The 18,185-nt window shown below is 69.6% G+C and carries 17 protein-coding genes; 5 read left to right on the plus strand and 12 right to left on the minus strand.

Going from position 1 to position 18,185, the window contains the following annotated elements; all coding sequences use genetic code 11:
* Nucleotides 1-4: 4 nt before the first annotated feature.
* Both QC180_RS26230 and QC180_RS26235 read right to left on the minus strand, forming a co-directional pair.
* The gene (locus QC180_RS26230; RefSeq protein WP_474646540.1) at nt 5-922 is read right to left on the minus strand and encodes an alpha/beta hydrolase; all 918 of its coding nucleotides are present in this window, start codon (nt 920-922) and stop codon (nt 5-7) included.
* Nucleotides 923-1,095: 173 nt separating this feature from the next.
* The gene (locus tag QC180_RS26235; RefSeq protein ID WP_278265498.1) at nt 1,096-2,058 is read right to left on the minus strand and encodes a helix-turn-helix domain-containing protein; all 963 of its coding nucleotides are present in this window, start codon (nt 2,056-2,058) and stop codon (nt 1,096-1,098) included.
* A gap of 86 nt (nt 2,059-2,144) precedes the next feature.
* Between QC180_RS26235 and QC180_RS26240 the strand changes: the two genes are divergently transcribed.
* Nucleotides 2,145-2,312 carry a hypothetical protein gene (locus tag QC180_RS26240; RefSeq protein ID WP_278265499.1) on the plus strand — a complete coding sequence of 56 codons (168 nt, stop codon included), beginning with the start codon at nt 2,145-2,147 and terminating at the stop codon, nt 2,310-2,312.
* Between the two features lie 59 nt (nt 2,313-2,371).
* Here QC180_RS26240 and QC180_RS26245 read toward each other — a convergent pair whose 3' ends face one another.
* A complete protein-coding gene (locus QC180_RS26245; RefSeq protein WP_278265610.1) occupies nt 2,372-2,974 on the minus strand; it encodes a DUF3043 domain-containing protein in 603 nt (200 codons plus the stop codon).
* A gap of 314 nt (nt 2,975-3,288) precedes the next feature.
* Here QC180_RS26245 and erpA point away from each other — a divergent pair, with 314 nt between their 5' ends.
* Both erpA and QC180_RS26255 read left to right on the plus strand, forming a co-directional pair.
* Nucleotides 3,289-3,645, plus strand: a complete 357-nt coding sequence (gene erpA, locus QC180_RS26250; RefSeq protein WP_067496006.1) for an iron-sulfur cluster insertion protein ErpA — start codon at nt 3,289-3,291, stop codon at nt 3,643-3,645.
* Between the two features lie 197 nt (nt 3,646-3,842).
* The gene (locus tag QC180_RS26255; protein WP_474646546.1) at nt 3,843-4,769 is read left to right on the plus strand and encodes a carbohydrate kinase family protein; all 927 of its coding nucleotides are present in this window, start codon (nt 3,843-3,845) and stop codon (nt 4,767-4,769) included.
* 61 nt (nt 4,770-4,830) lie between these two features.
* On the opposite strand, the gene asnB is transcribed toward QC180_RS26255, so the two are convergent.
* Nucleotides 4,831-6,774, minus strand: coding sequence for an asparagine synthase (glutamine-hydrolyzing) (asnB, locus tag QC180_RS26260; RefSeq protein WP_278265501.1), 1,944 nt, complete (start codon nt 6,772-6,774; stop codon nt 4,831-4,833).
* A gap of 413 nt (nt 6,775-7,187) precedes the next feature.
* Between asnB and ctaC the strand changes: the two genes are divergently transcribed.
* A complete protein-coding gene (gene ctaC, locus QC180_RS26265) occupies nt 7,188-8,309 on the plus strand; it encodes an aa3-type cytochrome oxidase subunit II (RefSeq protein WP_474646541.1) in 1,122 nt (373 codons plus the stop codon).
* 10 nt (nt 8,310-8,319) lie between these two features.
* Complete coding sequence (locus tag QC180_RS26270) at nt 8,320-8,736, plus strand: cytochrome c oxidase subunit 4 (RefSeq protein WP_278265502.1); 417 nt, start codon at nt 8,320-8,322, stop codon at nt 8,734-8,736.
* Nucleotides 8,737-8,990: 254 nt separating this feature from the next.
* On the opposite strand, the gene QC180_RS26275 is transcribed toward QC180_RS26270, so the two are convergent.
* The 8 genes from QC180_RS26275 to QC180_RS26310 form a co-directional block, all read right to left on the minus strand.
* Nucleotides 8,991-10,262: an FAD-binding oxidoreductase gene (locus tag QC180_RS26275; RefSeq protein WP_278265503.1), complete on the minus strand. Its 1,272-nt coding sequence runs from the start codon at nt 10,260-10,262 to the stop codon at nt 8,991-8,993.
* A gap of 51 nt (nt 10,263-10,313) precedes the next feature.
* Nucleotides 10,314-11,870, minus strand: coding sequence for an alkaline phosphatase D family protein (locus tag QC180_RS26280; RefSeq protein ID WP_278265504.1), 1,557 nt, complete (start codon nt 11,868-11,870; stop codon nt 10,314-10,316).
* Nucleotides 11,871-11,945: 75 nt separating this feature from the next.
* Complete coding sequence (locus QC180_RS26285; protein WP_278265505.1) at nt 11,946-13,325, minus strand: AarF/UbiB family protein; 1,380 nt, start codon at nt 13,323-13,325, stop codon at nt 11,946-11,948.
* A gap of 117 nt (nt 13,326-13,442) precedes the next feature.
* Nucleotides 13,443-14,216, minus strand: a complete 774-nt coding sequence (locus QC180_RS26290; RefSeq protein ID WP_278265506.1) for a sporulation protein — start codon at nt 14,214-14,216, stop codon at nt 13,443-13,445.
* Nucleotides 14,217-14,254: 38 nt separating this feature from the next.
* Nucleotides 14,255-14,983: a lysophospholipid acyltransferase family protein gene (locus QC180_RS26295; RefSeq protein WP_278265507.1), complete on the minus strand. Its 729-nt coding sequence runs from the start codon at nt 14,981-14,983 to the stop codon at nt 14,255-14,257.
* Between the two features lie 117 nt (nt 14,984-15,100).
* The gene (locus tag QC180_RS26300; protein WP_278265508.1) at nt 15,101-16,096 is read right to left on the minus strand and encodes an ROK family protein; all 996 of its coding nucleotides are present in this window, start codon (nt 16,094-16,096) and stop codon (nt 15,101-15,103) included.
* Nucleotides 16,093-16,944, minus strand: a complete 852-nt coding sequence (locus QC180_RS26305) for a hypothetical protein (protein WP_278265509.1) — start codon at nt 16,942-16,944, stop codon at nt 16,093-16,095. Before QC180_RS26305 ends, QC180_RS26300 begins: the two co-directional genes overlap by 4 nt.
* Nucleotides 16,934-18,184, minus strand: coding sequence for an ArsA family ATPase (locus QC180_RS26310; RefSeq protein ID WP_278265510.1), 1,251 nt, complete (start codon nt 18,182-18,184; stop codon nt 16,934-16,936). Before QC180_RS26310 ends, QC180_RS26305 begins: the two co-directional genes overlap by 11 nt.
* Nucleotide 18,185 lies beyond the last annotated feature (1 nt).

Here is an 18,185-nt window from a genome sequence, read left to right on the forward strand (position 1 = left end):
GGGGTCACGCGCCGGACAGGGCGTCCAGGATCATCGGGCGGGCGGTGGTGAGGGCCTGCTGCCAGTACGGCCAGGTGTGGGTGCCGTTGAGGATGTCGACGCGCGCCGAGATGCCCAATTCGGTGACGCGGTCGCGGAAGATGCCCGCGGCGACCGCCGCCATGGCCTCGAGGCCCATCGCGTTGACCGTGTTGCCGAAGCCGTTGGCCAGGTCCGGGGAGCCGGGCATGCCGTTGCCGGTGGTGACGTACATCGGCAGGCCGCGCAGCAGTTCGGCCTGCACGGTGGCGTCGTTGCGGGCCCACGCGGGATCGCCGGGCGGGCCCCACATGTCGTCGACATCGAAATTGCCCTCGTCGATCATGGCCGCGCGCATCGCCTGATTCCACATCGGATAAGTCGGATTGACGAATCCGGAGAACGAACCGGCGAAACGGAACTGGTCGCGGTGATGGGCCGCCAGTACCAGCGCCGCGTTGCCGCCCATCGAGGCGCCGACGATCGCGTTGTCGGTGCGGGAAACGCCGTATCCGGCGAGGAAATCGGGGAGTTCGCGGGTGAGGAACGTTTCCCATTTGTAGGTGGTGCTCTGGTGATTGGTGCCGCTCGGGCGATACCAATCGGTGTAGAAACTGGAATGGCCGCCGACGGGGAACACCAATGTCACGTCGTCACCGGCGAATTGGCGCAGCGCGTCGGTATCGGTGGTCCACTGGTTGTGGTCGGCGGGCGCGCGCAGGCCGTCGAGCAGGTACAGCGCCGAACTGCCGCCCCTGGCCGCCCACCGCACCTGGACCTTGATCGGGCCCATCGACGACGGAACGGTGAGCTCTTCCACACCCCCTGCGGGCGTGCGTGTTACCGGCGCGGCCACCGCGACGGCGACGCCGAGCACCGAGGTGACGATCGCGGCCGCGGCCACACTCAGGACTTTGATCGACCAACGAGAATTACCCGGACCCGCGCAGAACACCTGATCAGCTGATCAGCGTTCACCGATCCCGTCAAGCGAACGCGATCGTGATACAACCGTGATAGGCGCCCGATTGTGTTGACTCACAGGGGTTTCGCGGGACTGTGACGATCTCGTGACGCTCAGCGGCGCGCGCCGAACCGCCGCCGGTATTCGGTGGGGGCGATGCCGACCTGTCGCTGGAAATGGTGACGCAGCAGCGCGCCGGAACCGAAGCCGCAGCGCTCGGCCACCCGATCCAGCGGCAGATCGGTGGCCTCGAGCAGGCCCTTGGCGAGCAGCACACGCTGGGTGGTGAGCCATTTGACCGGGGTGGTGCCGGTCTCGGCGGCGAAGCGGCGGGCGAAGGTGCGCGTCGACATGCCCGCGCGGGCGGCCAGATCGTCGACGGTGTGCTGTTGGGCCAGGTTCTCGGTGAGCCAGCTCAGCGTGCCCGCCAGACCCGCGGTGGTGCAGGTGGGCACCGGTTGCTCGATGAACTGGCGCTGGCCACCGTCACGCTGGGGCGGGACCACCATGCGGCGCGCGATGCCGTTGGCGGCGGCGGAACCGATCTCGCGGCGCACCAGATGCAGGCAGGCGTCGATGCCCGCCGCGGTGCCCGCGCTGGTGATGAGGTTGCCCTCGTCGACGAACAGCACGTCGGGGTCCACCGTCGCGTCCGGGAACTGGGCCGCCAGGCGGTCGACGTAGCGCCAGTGGGTGGTGCACTTGCGGCCGTCGAGCAGGCCCGCCGCACCGGCCAGGAAGGCTCCCGAACAGACGGTGAGCACGGTGGCGCCCGCCGCGGAGGCGCCGCGGACGGCCTCGATCACGCGCGGGTCGTAGGCGTGCTCCACGTGGATCGGGAAGGCGGGAATCGCGACGAGATCGGCGTGCGCGAGTTGGTCCAGACCGTGGTCGGGAGTCACCGTGACGCCGGGCGTGGTGGAGCGCAGCGCCTTGCCCGGTTCGATGCCGCACACCCGGAAATCGAAGCCCGGTAGGCCGTCGGCGGTGCGGTCGAGCCCGAAAACCTCACAGACCACACCGAATTCGAACATGGCGAGCCGCTCGTTGAGCACCACGGCGACCTTCGACAGCATGTACCCATGCTATCTGGCCGGATCTTTGCGCACAATGACGGAACAGCCACTTTCGGCGGAAAACCGACGAGCGCAAACTTTCTGCCATGGTTACTTTTCTGATCGTCCTCGCCGTCATCATCGGACTCGCCGTACTGATCGGGCGCGGCACCGCCGGGTCCACCGGAATCGTCGACCGCGACGCCCAGCGGGTCACCGCCGAACTCGCCGCCATCGCCGGATACGCGAGCAACATTCCGCGCGGACACAGCTAGAAACGGCGAATGCCGCCCCACCGGCTCGGTGGAACGGCATTCGCGCGGGTCGCGTGGGGTCAGACGGCGTCGCCGGGGCCCACCTGCGGCTTGGGGGCGCGCATCTTGCGGATCTGCGAGGCGCGCACGAAGGCGTACCAGCCCAGCTTGAAACCGGTGTCGGTGGTGTCGGGGAACCGCTCGATCACCCGGTTGTTCACGATCTTGCCGAGCACGAAGCCCTCGATGATCATGAACACCATCATCACCAGCATCGCCAGCGTGACGATGGTCTGCAGACCGGGCGCGATGAACATCGACATGATCAGCACCAGCGCCATCGGCATGAACAGACCGACCAGATTGCGCCGGGCGTCGACGATATTGCGCACGTAGGCGCGCACCGGGCCCTGATCGCGCGGCAGCAGGTACTTGTCCTCACCGGCCAGCATGCGGGCGCGGCGCTCCTGCACGGCGGCGCGACGATCCGCGGCGGCGGCCTTGCGGTCTTCCTTGTTGCCCTTGACGGCCTTGCGGCGGGCGCGCGCTTCCTTGGCGGTCATCGGGGCGGGCGCCACCGGGCCACGCCTTTTACCCTCCGCGTCACGCCGTTTCGGCGTCGGACGACCCTTACCGGGAGTGGTCGACGAGGAGGCGGCGGCGGGCTGATCTGCGTCCGGCACCGAGGGGTCGACGGACTCGTCGATGGTGCTGGACTCGTCACGACGGAACAATTTCACGTTCACCAGGCTATTCGATCGGGTCCGCGCGGGGGTAATGCGGTCCGGCGCGCGGTGCGCCCGGTCTCATCGGACCGGCTGCGTGACCCGGATCACCCGGTGGGCAGGCGTAGTGTGGGGCGAAGCACCCAGGGCGTGTCCACCGATCGACGTGCGGGTGGCAAAATAGGAATAACAGCGAGCGCTGCGACGTTGATGCGTGTCGTGCGCTGTGCACCTGAGGTCCGTTGACGGGCTGAGTCCAACTAGGAGTGTCCATGACTGTGCAGAACGAGACCGCCACCGAGACCCACGGTGCGACGCTGACCGATGCTGCCGCCGCCAAGGCGAAGGCGCTGCTCGACCAGGAAGGTCGCGACGACCTCGCCCTGCGCATCGCCGTCCAGCCGGGTGGCTGTGCCGGTCTGCGCTACCAGCTCTTCTTCGACGACCGCGTCCTCGACGGGGACATCGTCGTCGAGTTCTCCGGTGTGAAGCTCGCGGTCGACCGCATGAGCGCCCCCTACATCCAGGGCGCCTCGATCGACTTCGTCGACACCATCGAGAAGCAGGGCTTCACCATCGACAACCCCAACGCCACGGGTTCCTGCGCCTGCGGCGATAGCTTCAACTGACGATCGGTGCTGGCACGTAACCCCGTATTCGAAACGTGCGGGGTTACGTCGAGGTGAACCCTCGGGGTTGTGGCGCTTGCTACCGTTGAAGTCCGGGATCGGGTGATCCCGGGCTTTTTCTGTTTCCCCGCCTAGCGTCGAAGGGGCCCTGCCTCGTGTCTGTTGCTGTGTCCGCGTCCATCGCCACCGACCACCTCATGCGATTCCCCGGCAAGTTCGCCGATGTGCTGCTTGCCGATCAGCTCGATCATGTGTCCCTGAGCTTCCTCGTCGACGATCTGCAGATCCGTCGTGGCGGGGTGGCGGGCAATATCGCCTACGCGATGGGCCTGTTGGGGCAGCGGCCGCTGCTCGTCGGCGCGGTGGGTGCCGACTTCGCCGAATACCGGAAGTGGTTGGAGGACAACGGCGTCGACTGCTCGGCGGTGCATGTCTCCGAGACCGCGCACACGGCGCGCTTCGTCTGCACCACCGACGAGGCGATGGCGCAGATCGCGTCGTTCTACCCCGGCGCGATGAGTGAGGCGCGCGATATCGACGTCGCCGCGATCGCGGCCGCGCACGCGGTCGATCTGGTGCTCGTCGGCGCCAACGATCCCGACGCGATGGTGGCCCACACCCGCCAGGCCAAGGCGCAGGGCATCGCCTACGCGGCCGACCCCTCCCAGCAGCTGGCTCGCCTCGACGGCGAGCAGGCCGCCGAGCTGGTCGACGGCGCCGCCTACCTGTTCACCAACAAGTACGAGTGGGGCCTGCTGCTGCAGAAGACCGGCCTGAGCGAGGCCGAGATCGCCGCCAAGGTCGGCATCCGGGTCACCACCCTGGGCGCCGAGGGTGTGCTGGTGGTCGACGCCGACGGCACCGAGGTGCGGGTGGGCGTGGTGCCCGAGGTGGCCAAGGTCGACCCGACCGGCGTCGGCGACGGCTTCCGCGCCGGTTTCCTCACCGCCCACCGCGCGGGCCTGAGCCTGGAACGCGCCGCCCAGCTCGGCTCCCTGATCGCCGTGCTGGTCCTGGAGACCACCGGCACCCAGGAGTGGACCCTCAACAAGGACGAGGCCGTCGAACGCCTCACCAAGGCATACGGCGCCGACGCCGCCGACGAACTCTCCGCCCTGCTGTAGCGGTCGGAAAGCGAACGCCCCCTGGATCTTTCGATCCAGGGGGCGTTCGTCGTGCGGGGCCCTACAGGGAGACCGGGTAGGTGGGTTCCTGGATCTCGGGCTTGATGCGGTTCTCGACGAAGATGCCGTGCCAGATCATGAAGACCAGCAGGGTCCAGAGGCGGCGGCTGTGGTCGGACAGGCCCGCCTTGTGGTCGCGCAGCATCTGGGCCACGACGGCCTTGTCGATGAGGTGGTCGGTCTGGGAGTCGGCGATCTGGGCCTGCGCCCAGTCGTAGAGTTCGGTGCCGCGCAGCCAGTGGCGCAGGGGGACCGGGAAGCCGAGCTTGGCGCGGTGGAGGACGTGGTCGGGCACGATGCCGTCCAGCGCCTGGCGCAGCGCGTACTTGGAGGTCTCCTTGGTGATCTTCTGGTCGTAGGGCAGGCCCTGGGCCACCCGCATGACCTCGTTGTCCAGGAACGGCACGCGCAGTTCCAGGGAGTTGGCCATGGTCATCTTGTCGGCCTTGACCAGGATGTCGCCGCGCAGCCAGGTGAACAGGTCCAGGTGCTGCATGCGCGCGACCGGGTCCCAGCCCGCGGACTGGGCGTAGAGGGGGGCGGTGACGTCCTGGTGGGTCCACTCGGGGCGGAACTCGCGCAGCACCGCGCGCAGCTGGGCGTCGTTGAAGCTGCGGGCGTTGCCGTAGTAGCGGTCCTCGAGGGTGAGCGAGCCGCGCTGGAGCAGAGACTTGCCGCGCTTGCCGTCGGGGATCTTGTCGCCGAGCTTGCCGACGAGCTTGCGCAGTCCGGCGGGCAGGTACTCGAAGGGCTTGAGCGACAACGGTTCCCGGTAGATGGTGTAGCCACCGAACAGCTCGTCGGCACCTTCGCCGGAGAGCACCACCTTGACGTGCTCGCGGGCCTGTTTGGCCACGAAGTACAGCGGAACCAGCGCCGGGTCGGCGACCGGGTCGTCGAGGTACCAGACGATCTCGGGGATGGCGGCGGCGAACTCGGCGGGGGAGACCACCTTGACGATGTGGCGGGCGCCGATGAGTTCGGCGGACTCGGCGGCCACGTCGACCTCGGAGTAGCCCTCGCGCTCGAAACCGGTGGTGAAGGTGATGAGCTTCGGGTTGTGCCGCATGGCCAGCGCCGCGATGGCGGTGGAGTCGATACCGCCGGACAGGAACGAGCCGACGGTGACATCGGCGCGCATGTGCTTGGCGACGGAGTCCTCGAGCGCGGCCGCGATCTCGGCGTAGCGGGCCTGGGCGGCACCCTCGGCGAACGGGCGGACCCGGAAGTCCGGGCGGAAGTAGCGGGTTGCCCGCGGGGCCTCGCCCACCTTCACTGTGGCGTAGGTACCGGATTCGAGGCGGCGGATGTTGCGGTGCAGCGACTCCGGCTCGGGCACGTACTGCAGCACCGTGTAGTGCTCGAGGGCGCGCGGGTCGAGGTCGTCGGAGACGCCGAGCGGGCTCAGCAGTTCCAGCACGCTCTTCTTCTCGCTGGCGAAGGCGGTGCCGCCGGGGCCGGTGGCGTAGAACAGCGGCTTGATGCCGAACGGGTCGCGGGCCAGGAACAGTTCCCGCTTCTCGGTGTCCCAGATCGCGAAGGCGAACATGCCGCGCAGCTTGCGCACGGCCTCGGGGCCCCAGAAATGGAAGGCGGCCACGATGGACTCGCCGTCGCCGTCGGTGGCGAAGATCTTGCCCTCGGGGAACTCGGCGCCGTGCTCGGCGGCCAGCTGCTCGCGCAGTTCCAGGTAGTTGTAGATCTCGCCGTTGAAGGTCATGGCGTAGCGCTGCGGATTGTCCGCGGGGCCCCAGCGCAGCGGCTGGTGCGAGTGCTCGATATCGATGATCGACAGGCGGTTGAAGCCGAAGATCATGTGCTCGTCGTGCCAGGTGCCCTTCTCGTCGGGCCCACGGTGCCGCTGGCAGTGCAGGGCGTCGTACACCTGATCGACCACCTCGGTCGTCGCCGTCTCAGCTGTCAGGAATCCGAGCAGTCCGCACACGGTGTCGGCAAGCCTTTCTCTGGATGCGAGCGCAGCGGCGCCCGAACGTTCTGGCAGTGTCGGAGCCGGGACCGCCCGGCGCGTTGCATTGCGTGTACGCAATACCGTTGCGTCAACAGTACTGGCGGGTGCGGCTGAGGGCATCACTCGTCCACCGAAGATTACGACCGTCCGGGCGACGACGGCATTCGTAGGCGTGTAAGCGCAGGTCGGCACTCGCCGTTGGGTATCGACGGAGTGTCGAAAGCGACCCCGCGGCAAGACAGTGCCCGCTTTGGTCTACGCTGCGTAGTACTCAGGTCCTTCTCAGGTGTGCAGGCGTCACAGCGGCAATACTCGAGGGCGGCCTGAAACTGCTTTGAATACGCGTCGGCGCGGGCGAATCGCGGCCTGCGACGACGCGATGTGTCGGAATGTGTGGCGACCAGGAAGGCGTGAGCGTGGCGCACAAGGCGAGCGAAGAGATCGGGGCTCGACCCGTTCGGGGTCGGCAGGGCCGTCTCCTTCGACGGGCCGGGCTGGCGGTGTCCTTGGGGATCACTGCCGTCCTCGTCTCGGGCTGCTCGATCGACAATGTTTGGCTGCGGTTCGGCTGGCCCTCGGGCATCACGCCGCAGGCCACCCGGATGCGGGAGCTGTGGACCTGGTCGGTCCTGGCCGCGCTCGCCATGGGCGTGCTGGTCTGGGGTCTGACCTTCTGGACCATCATCATGCACCGCAAGCGCAGGGACTCCCCGGAGTTCCCGCGTCAGACGGGCTACAACGTGTCGCTGGAGCTGACCTACACCGCGATCCCGTTCGTGATCATCGCGGTGCTGTTCTACTTCACCGTCGTCGTGCAGAACTACGTGCACGAGAAGACGGACAACCCGGATGTCACCGTCGACGTCACCGCGTTCCAGTGGAACTGGAAGTTCGGCTACCGCAACGTGAACAACGTCGCCGGGATGACCTGGAACGGCATCGACACCGAGCGTGAACTCCTCAACTCCGAGCAGCTCGAGCAGTACAAGGAGCGCAAGAACGAAGAGGGTCACCCGCAGCCGGGCCCGGTGCACGGCAAGCCGGAGAACGACATCCTCTCGTACCTGCACTACGACAAGGTCGAGACCTACGGTTCCAGCACCGAGATCCCGGTCCTGGTGCTGCCCACCGGTAAGCGCATCGAGTTCCAGCTCGCCGCCGCCGACGTGATCCACGCCTTCTGGGTGCCGGAGTTCATGTTCAAGCGCGACGTGATGCCGAACCCGAAGGAGAACCACTCCGACAACGTCTTCCAGATCTCGGAGATCGAGAAGGAAGGTGCCTTCGTCGGCCGCTGCGCCGAGATGTGCGGTACCTACCACTCGATGATGAACTTCGAGGTCCGGGCGGTCTCGCCGGAGAAGTTCGCGCAGTACCTGAAGGCGCGCCAGGACGGCAAGACCAACGGTGAGGCGCTCGAGTCGATCGGCGAGTCGCCGGTGGCCACCTCCACGTACCCCTTCAACACCAAGCGCGATGTCAAGAGCGCTTCGGTGAACGAGAGCAAGTGAGGATTCTGATATGAGGATCGAAGCGCGGATCTTCGAACTGCTCACGGCGTTCTTCATCCTGGTGGGCATCGTCTACGGCTTCTTCACCGCGCAGTCGCGCACCGGCATCGAATGGGCCGGTACCACCGCGATCGTGCTGACCGCCGGTCTGTCGCTGATCATCGGCACCTACTTCCGGTTCGTCGCGCGCCGCATCGACCTGCGGCCCGAGGACTACGAGGAGGCCGAGATCGTCGACGGCGCCGGTGACCTGGGCTTCTTCTCGCCCGGTAGCTTCTGGCCCATCACCCTCGCGGCGGCCGGTTCGGTCACCGCGCTGGGCCTGGCGTTCTTCCAGTTCTGGCTGATCGGCCTCGGCGTGGTGCTCGTGCTCGCCGCCGCGGCTGGCCTGGTCTTCGAGTACTACCTCGGCGCCGAAAAGCACTGAGTTATTGGAGCGCTGGCGCGCTCGAGTCGCGAGACAACGCAGAAAGGCTCCACCGAAACCCGGTGGAGCCTTTCGCGTTCACTCCTGAACGAACCCCGTGGAAGCCGACCTCGAGGAGGCCTCGCGAGCGCAGCGAGCGTCGCGGCCGCCTCGCTCCCGAGGGGCGAGACGTAACGCCGAAGGCGAAGTATCGCCCCTCGGGAGCGAGGCCCAAGGGGCCGCGACTCGAGCGCGCCAGCGCTCCAACAACACAGCTACACGCTATAGCGCAGGGCCTGTTCGGAGCGGCAGATGTCGTCGATGCGGGCGACGATCTCGCGCAGCTGCTCCGAGGGCAGGGCCGAGGGGCGCAGGCGGCAGGTGAAGGTGATCAGGCCGTAGTCGGCGGGGGACAGGCCGCGGGCGGCGGCTTCGGCGCGCAGGTAGGCCGAGCGGACGCCGTAGGTCATCGCGGAGATGACGGTGAAGCAGCCGGTGCGCTCGCGGTGGCCCGCGAACAGGTCGTGCAGGCCGTAGAAGACCGAGCCGTAGTTGGCCAGGGGGGCGAACACGCCGACGCGGTAGGCGGGGCCGCGCTCGGAGGAGTTGATGACGGTGTCGGCGAGGTATTCGGCGTCGCGCATGGTGAGCACCTTCGGCGCGAACATCAGCGCGCCCGCCGCCGCGTTGCGCACCGGCATCCCGGCGCGGCCACCGGCGGCCGAGGCGATGGCGCCCAGCGACTTGCGGGTGCGGGTGCCGACCTCGCGCCGCGCCCGCAGGCCGCGGGTGGGGGCGGTGGGGTACAGGCTCGACCACTGGCCGAAGCGGACCGCGCCGAGGTTCACCTGGCCCGCGCCGACCGGCCGGGCCACCTTGATGGCCGCGGTGTCGACCCAGCGGCCCACCTGCAGGGCCGCGCTGCCGGGATTGGTGATCTCGGTGGTGGCGTGCTCGACGAAGGAATCGAAGTCCAGGAAGCGGTCGGCGTCGGTGGTCAGCCAGGTGTGGTCCTTGTCGACCTCGACCACGTCGAGGGTGAGCGCGGTGATGATGCCCGCGCGCCCGCCCGCGCCGAGGATGCGCTGGAAGCGCTCGGTGTGGTGGCCGCGCCCGCAGGTGCCGATGCGGCCGTCGGGGTCGACGTACTCGAGGTCGACGATCTGATCGATGAACATGCCGTAGCGGTGCGAGGCGGTACTGACACCGCCGACCGAGGCGAAACCGCCCGCGGTGATGTCGCGGTGATCGCCCACCACCGGCAGGCCGAGACCGTGCGCGCCGAGCCTGCGATCGATCTCGGAGAGCTTGGCGCCCGCCTGCACCCGCACGGTGCGTCGACCGAGGTTGATGTCGAGCACCGAGTTCATCTTGCGCAGCGACAGCACCCCGCGCTGATCGGCCAACCCGAAGGACTCTTCGGTCTGTTCGCCGCCACGCACCGTCAACCGTTCCGAACGATCACGCGAATCGCGTACAGTGCGAACGACATCCGCGGTGTCGGTGGGGAGATACTCTTCGGAGATGACGGTGTGCGGCGTGCCCATGACCGCATAGCTAACCACAGCTCGACGATTCTCGCCCGGGGTACTCCGCACCTATTTCGCCGCGGGCGTGAGCTGCTTGCTGAACAGCACTTTTCCGGTCGCGTCGCACAGATTCACCGTCAACGCCGAGGAGCGGCCGTCGATGCGGACCTCACCGAAATGCTGGTACTGCGCGTCGAACGGGGAGGCGTTGGGCGCGGGCGGCGCGTGCACGAACACGGCCTCGGGTCCGAAGGTGGGATCGAGTTCGTTGGGGCCGAAGGCGCCCGCGTTGAGCGGACCGGAGACGAACTCCCAGAACTCGTCGAAATCGGTGAAGTCGGCCCGTGCGGGGGAGTAGTGGTGCGCGGCGGTGTAGTGCACGTCGGCGGTGAGCCAGACGACATCGGTGACCTTGTTCGCCTTGATCGCCGAGAGCACCTGCGCCACTTCGGTTTCCCGGCCCGAGGGCGCGCCGGGGGCGGCATTGGCCGGACCCTCGAAGGCGGTCTCGCCGTCGGGGACGACCAGGCCCAGCGGCAGATCGGCGGCGACGATCTTCCAGGTGGCCTTCGAGTCGCGCAGTCCGTCGATGAGCCAGCGGGTCTGGGCGGGGCCGAAGACGCGGCCGCCGGGGGCGGTGTTGGGCCCGTTGAGGTCCTTGTAGGCGCGCATGTCCAGGACGAACACGTCCAGCAGCGGGCCGTAGGAGATCTTGCGGTAGAGGCGTCCGTCGACGGCCTCAGCGGGCTCGAGCGGCATCCACTCGTGGAACGCCTGCCAGGAGCGGGTGGCCAGGGTGTCCATGTTCCGCTCGGTGTAGTTCTTGCTCGCGGCGACGGTGCCGCCCGGTGACCAGTTGTTGGTGGTCTCGTGGTCGTCCCACTGCACCACCTGGGCGACGGCGGCGTTGAAGCGGCGGTAGTTGTCGTCGGTGAGGTTGTAGGCGTAGTTGCCGCGGAACTGGTCGAGGGTCTCGGCGGGGGCGTTCTTGGCCTCGGCGGTGATATTGCGCCAGATCCGGCCGTCGGGCAGCGTCACCGATTCGGTCAGGGCGTTGTCGGCGTAGATACAGTCGCCGGAGTGCAGGAACAGGTGCGGGTCGCGGTCGGCCATGGCGGAGAAGACCCGCATGCCACCGAGATCGGGATTGATGCCGAAGCCCTGGCCCGCGACGTCACCGGACCACAGCAGGGAGATGTCGGAGGCGGTGGTGGGCGCGGTGCGGAAGACGCCGGTGAGGGTCTCGGAGGCGGCGCCGTTCTCGCCGTCGAGGCGGACGCGGTAGTGCACCAGCTGACCCGAGGGCAGGCCGTCGATCCGGAATCGGCCGGTGCCGTCGGAACCGGGGGTGAGCAGCGGGCCGGTGAACCGGCGCGCGTTCGCGAAGGACTCGGTGGCCGAGGTCTCCACGATCATGGTGGCGGGGCGGTCGGATCGTGCCCAGATCAGGGCGCCGTCGCCGCGCGGGTCGCCGGTGGCGACGCCATGGGTGAGGGTGGGACGGTCGCGCACGAGGGCGGGACCGTCGCCGCGACCGCAGGCCGCGAGCGCGGGCGCGGTCACCAGACCGAGGGCGGCGGCGCGCAACAGGGTGCGCCGGGACACGGGGAAGGCCGAACCTGACATGCCTGTCACCGTGCAGCGTGGGAGACAACGCCGGGTCGTCGCCGTGGCAACACCGGGTGAACGGTGTGGGACAGCTCAGAGTCCCGCGGCGGCCGCCGTCTCGGGATACCAGCGGGTGCACTCGGCGCGCAGCGGCACCGCGGTCTGCAGCTGACACAGCACCGCGACACCGCCGAGGAACGAGCGCAGGATGGGCGTGTGATCCGGCGGCATGGTCAGCTGGCGCAGCACATTCGACAGGCGCAGGTCGGTGGCCAGGCGGACTTGTTTGCGCAGCCAGTCGGCCGAGAGCGGGTAGGTGGGGGCGAGCAGGGCCTCGCGCACCGGTTGCAGGCGGGCGGCGACGGTCTCGATGTCGAGTTCGCGGCCCGGCGCGACGAAACCGTGGCGGCGGATGGCGGCCTCGAGGTCGGCGGGGGAGTCGGCGATGACGGCGGCGCCCACGTCACCAGCGACGTCGAGGAAGGCGGCGGGCCACGGCATGCAGGCGCCGAAGTCGACCACGCCGAGCCTGCCGTCGGGCATCCGCAGGAAGTTGCCGGGGTGCGGGTCGCCGTAGACGTGGGCGGCGCGGGCGGGGGCGGAGAACAGGAAGCGCAGGATGAGCACGCCGAGGCGGTCGAGTTCGGCGGCCTCGCCGCGCAGGATCAGCCGCGACAGCGGCACACCGTCGAGCCATTCGGTGACCAGTACGTCACCGCGCTGGGCGATCACCCGGCTCAGCACCACGTCGGGGTCGTCGGCGAAGGCGGCGGCGAAGGCGCGCTGGTTGGCGGCCTCGCGGGCGTAGTCGAGTTCGGCGTGGATCTCCTCGCACAGTGCCTCGATCACCGGGCGGGTGTCGGCGCCGGGCAGCAGCGCGGTGAACAGCGGAGTGGCCCGGCGCAGGGCCTGCAGGTCGGCCAGGACCGCGCGTCGCGCACCGGGGTACATCACCTTCACCGCGACCGGGGTGCCGTCGTGCCAGCGCGCCCGGTGCACCTGGCCGACCGAGGCCGCCGCCGACGCGCGGTCCTCGAATTCCAGGAACAGCGAACGCCAGTCGGGACCGAGGTGGGTGGCCAGTTCGGTGTGCACGGCGCCGGGCAGCATGGCCGGGGCCGAATCGTGCAGGCGGGCCAGGGCTTGCCGATACGGTTCGGCCAGATCGGGGCCCAGACCCAGTTCCAGCAGACCGAGCAGCTGGCCGAGTTTGGCCACGCAGCCCTTGAGTTCGCCCAGGACCTGGAACAGATGTTCGGCGGTGCGGGCGCGGATGTCGCGGTCGACGTCGGCGGGCGGGCGGCCCGCCACCTTCTTGCCGAACCCGGCGATCCGGCGACCCGCGTAGGCGACCGGGACAGCGGCCAGCCGGGCACTGCGCGCGACCTGACCGGTGGGCGGATTGCCGGTGCGCCGCTGCGCCGCCGATCGCACGAACGGCATCACCCGGCCCTCGGGATCGCGACCGACCATGTCCACCTCACTGTCGTGCCGACGCCGGTCACCCGTGTGACCGCCCACCCGTCGGCGTCGTGCCGTGTGCAGGCTACCAATCGGGTGGGCGGCGTGTCGTGGGTCGGCGGCGCGAACTCAGCCCAGGGCGCCGATTCCCGCCAGGGTGCGGTGGATCTCACCGGTCCAGTCCTGCTGGCCCGCCCGCGCGTGCTCGACCAGGAACATGCCGATGCCGTCGCGGTCCTCGCGGAACCAGCCGCCCTCGATATCGGCCTCGAGCACCACGTGCACGCCGTGCTCGACGGCCACGAAGGTGACCTCGAGCTGGTTGACCCGGGGAAAGTGCGGCGAGCGACCGAACTCGATCTCCTGATAGAACGGCAGCCGCTGCGGCAGGCCACGGATACCGCCCGCCTCCACATCGGTGCGCAGCAGCGGAAAACCCATGCGCCGCACGGCATCCAGGACCACGTGCTGGGCGGGCAGCGCGCCGATCCCGATCGGGTCGGTGTCGCAGCTGTCCACGGCGCCGTGGATGTCGACGGCCGTGCGCACCGCCACCGCGGCGCCGGGCAGGTGCCTGCCGTCGAAGAAGGTGATCGGGGTTTCCAGCGGAACCGGTGCGGCGAAACGGAATTCGCTGACGTGCCCGGCCCGCAGGGTGAACGCGCCCGCGACGGGGGTGCGGCCGAAACCGTGGTCGACGACGTGTTCCTCCCCGTCGCCGTACTCGCGCTCGACCCTGGTGCTGAATTCGACCGACACCTGCTCGATCGACTGGTCGATCCGGCCGCCGCGCAACCGGATCACGCCCTCGATACGGCCACCGGGTTGCACACCGGGAGTAAACAATTCGGTGTCTACCTCGGCGCCGCCGACACCGGCCGCGGCCAGCAATTGCTTGAACATGCCGAGCAGTCTGGCCGATACCGCTTAAGGATCGCTTGTCAGCCCGCGGCGGTATCGGGGATGCGGGTGGCGTCGAGCTGGTGATCGGTGGGCTTGACGCCCTTCTTGAGGCTGTGCGCGTACACGTCGACGTATTCCTGGCCGGTCAGGCGCATCAGCTCGTACATCACCTCGTCGGTGACGGCGCGCTCGACGAAGCGGTTGCCGCTCATGCCCTCGTAGCGCGAGAAGTCCAGCGGCGCACCGAACTTGAGGGTGACGCGCTGACGGCGCCACTTGAACGGTCCGGGCGGGCTCACCTTGTCGGTGCCGATCACCGCCACCGGGATGACCGGGACGCCGGTCTCGAGCGCCAGGCGCGCCATGCCGGTCTTGCCCTTGTAGAGGCGACCGTCGGGGGAGCGGGTGCCCTCCGGGTACAGGCCGACCAGGCGGCCCTCGTCGAGCAGCTTGCGGGCCGCGTTGAGCGCGTCCTCGGCGGCCGAGGCGCCGCTGCGGTCGATCGGGAACTGGCCGGTGCCGCTGAAGAAGAACTTCTGCAGGCGACCCTTCACGCCGGGGGTGTTGAAGTACTCCGCCTTGGCGAGGTAGTTGATCCGGCGCGGGCTCAGCAGCGGCGCGAACAGCCAGTCGGCGAAGGACAGATGGTTACCCGCCATGATCGCCGGACCGTCGGTGGGGATGTGCTCGACGCCCTCCACCACGGGCCGGTTGTAGAGGTGCATGAACGGTCCCGGGAAGATGAATTTGAGCAGCCAGTAGAACATGGCGTCCTTTCCTCGGGGACCGGATATGGGTGTGCAGCCTCGTCGGGAATCGACTTTACCGCTGGTCGAAGGTCACAACCAACCCAGGACGGTAGCGGTCGGACATGGGTGTGACCCTTATCTCCCGCCGGTTCCGGCGACCGGCGCGCCGAGGGCGGCCCTGGCCAATTCGGCGGCGCCGATCATGCCCGCGGCCTCGCCGAGCTGGGTGGTGCGCAGCCGGGCCAGCGGCCGGTGCCCGGCGCCGGTGACCGCGCTGGCGTAGTGCTCGCGGGCCTCGTCGAGGAACAGCGGCGCCGAACTGCTCACCCCTCCGGCGATGACCACCAGGTCGGGGTCGAAGATGTCGCTGACGAAGGCCAGGCCGAGCCCGAGCCAGCGGGCGAAATCGGCCATCACCCGGGTGGCGAGGGGGTCGCCGTCCTGGGCGGCACCGGCCACCCGGCGGCCGGTGAGCGAGCCGGGGTCGCGCAGTACGTCCCGGGCCAGCACCGAGCGGACCGGGTCGGTGGCCAGCAGTTCGATGGCGGTGTCGGCCAGGGCGGTTCCGCTGCAGTAGCGCTCCCAGCAGCCGCGTTTGCCGCACGGACAGGCCCGGCCCGCCGGAACCACCTGGAGGTGGCCCAGTTCGGGGGCGATGCCGTGGCTGCCGCGATAGAGCTGTCCGTCGATGAGCAGGGCCGCGCCGATGCCGGTGCCGATCGCGACCAGCACCACCGTGTGCCCGCCCGCCGCGGCGCCGAAGCGGTACTCGGCCCAGCCCGCGGCGTTCGCGTCGTGCTCGAGCAGGACCGGCAGGCCGAGGCGGGCGGTGAGTCGCTGGGCCACCGGGGCGTCCTGCCAGGGCAGGTGTGGGGCGAAGCGGACCGTGGAGCGATCCTCGGAGATGAACCCGGCCACCGCCAGTCCCACCGCCGCGATGGGATGCCTGCGGCCCAGTTCGCGCACCGCGCGGTCGATGGCATCCTCGAGGGCGCGGGCGGCGTGCGGGGTGGGCGCCTGCACGGTGTCGAGCACCTCGCCCTCGGCGTCGACCACCGAGGCGCGGATATTGGTGCCGCCCACGTCGATCCCGACCGTGAGCAGGTGTTGGGGGTCGATCCGCCCGGTCATCCCCGGATCGTCACCGGGATGTCGACGTACTGGGCGCGGGCGTCGCGGGCGGGCTCGCGGCGCTCGCCGGTGCCGTGTTGGCTCCCGGCCTCGGCGGGACGGGCGGTCGGGATCGGGCCGGAGTCGGGGGAGATCGGCGGCGGGGTGCGGGTGGGCGCGCCTTGGCCGCGGGTGGCGGGGTACTCGTCGACACGGCGGGGGCGGGGGGTCTGGGATTCCTTGCGGGCGCTGCCCCAGCGTGCTCGCGACCGGGCGGTCGGTTCGGAGGATGCCGGGTCCGCGGGGTGGTGGCCGTTGTGCTCGGCGGACGCATCGGCGCGCGAGTCCGACTCGGGGCGCGGGCTCGACTCGGAGCGCTGGCTCGCGGCGGTGCGCTGGCTCGCGGCGGTGCGCGGGCCTGCGGCGGTGCGGGGGCCCGCGGTGGGTCGCTGGCCCGGTTCGGGGCGTGCGGTGGTGTGTGGGTTCGGTGGGGTGGAGTCGTGGCCGGGGGCAGCGGGGGACTCGGCCGAATGCGGGTGGCCCGCCGCGTGATCCATCCACTCCGGCGGCAGCAGGGGGTCGACCGGGACGCCAGCGAGGGCCTCGCGCAGGACGGTGACCATGGCGGTGCCGTGGTCGGCGAGGGCGGCGACGACATCGTGGTGGTCGCCGCGGACCAGGGCCGCGGCCGCGCAGACCGGGCACCAGGCGCAGCCGCCCAGATCGGCCTGGCCGTCGGCGGCGGTGCGGCGCAGCACGGGCTCGACCCGGGCCAGCAGTACCTCGGCGAGCAGCCGCAGCTCCTCGGTGAACTCCGCGAAACCGTCCTGGTGGTGGCCGCGGCGATCGGATTGCCTGTCACTGGTCATCTGCGGTCGCCTTCGTGTAGTTCGGATCGGCGGGCCACACCCGCGGATCGGGCCGGAAGCGGACCACCAGGTGACCGTCGTCGAGCTCGGCGCCCGCCACCGTGCAGCGGCGCAGCACCGGTGCCAGGCGTACCCGGGTGCGCACCCCGTCGGCTCCCACGATCAGATCGTCCTCCACTCGGCCCAGCCGCAAGGTGCCGGGATCGACCACCGGCAGCCGCATCCGCATCGCGTACACGGAGTCGACTCCGGAGCCCGACTCCCATCGAACCATCGGTTCGCCCGAATCCGCGCTTCGAGCGTGCGGGCCGGGCAGCGTGTCGACCTCGTAGGAGAACGCCGAGAGCGCGTGGGTGCCCACGGGTTCGGTGCCCGCGTGCGGGGCGATCAGGATCGGCACGTCGGTGAGCTGCTCGTGCAGCCGCGCCACCACCTCGAGCTGTTCGGCGCGACGATTGAGATACCAGTGCACGGCCGGATGGGCGTGTTCGCCCGGTGGCGGTACCGCGGGCAGCACCTTGTTGACCACCACCGCGTCCAACCGCAGGCCCAACAGCGCCGCGGCCGAGCGCACCCGCCGCGACTCGGCGACGGCCACCTGTTCGGGCCCGGTGACCAGCCGGGCGCTGGTGCGCGACCGGTCGGCGAGCAGGTCGCGGACCTGGGTGACCGCCTTGACGATCCGTTCCACGGTGGCCGCCAGCACCGCCTTGCGCAGGTCGGGGCCGATGGCGCTCATGGTGCGCGCGTGCTTGGGCCAGATCCGCTCCAGATAGTTGAGCAGGGTGTCGGGCGCGGTGACGATGCGCAGCATGTCGGCCGAGGGCGGGCAGTCCACCACGACGACGTCCCAGTCGTCCTCCTCGGTGAACTGGGCGATCTCGACGAGCATGAGCAGCTCCTGCACGCCCGGCAGACCGGTGAGTTCGGCGGGGTCCAGCGCGGCCAGGTCGACGCCGTGGTCGTGTCGACCGCCCTGCTCGAGCATCCGCACCACATCGCGGAAACGGTCCTCGAGCAGTGCGAGGGAGTCGATCTCGATGACCTCGAGTCCGGGCAGTACCCGGGTGACCCCCGCGACCGTGCCGGGATCGTGCGGGAAACGGAAGCCGAGCGCGTCACCGAGGGAATGGGCCTGGTCCAGCGAGGCGATCAGCACCCGCTGACCGGCCCGCGCGTAGCTCATCCCGCTCGCGCAGGCCAGGGTCGTCTTCCCGACGCCGCCCTTGCCGACGAACAAC

It is taken from the genome of Nocardia anocheti, assembly GCF_029675105.1.
In the GTDB taxonomy this organism is placed as follows: Bacteria; Actinomycetota; Actinomycetes; order Mycobacteriales; family Mycobacteriaceae; genus Nocardia.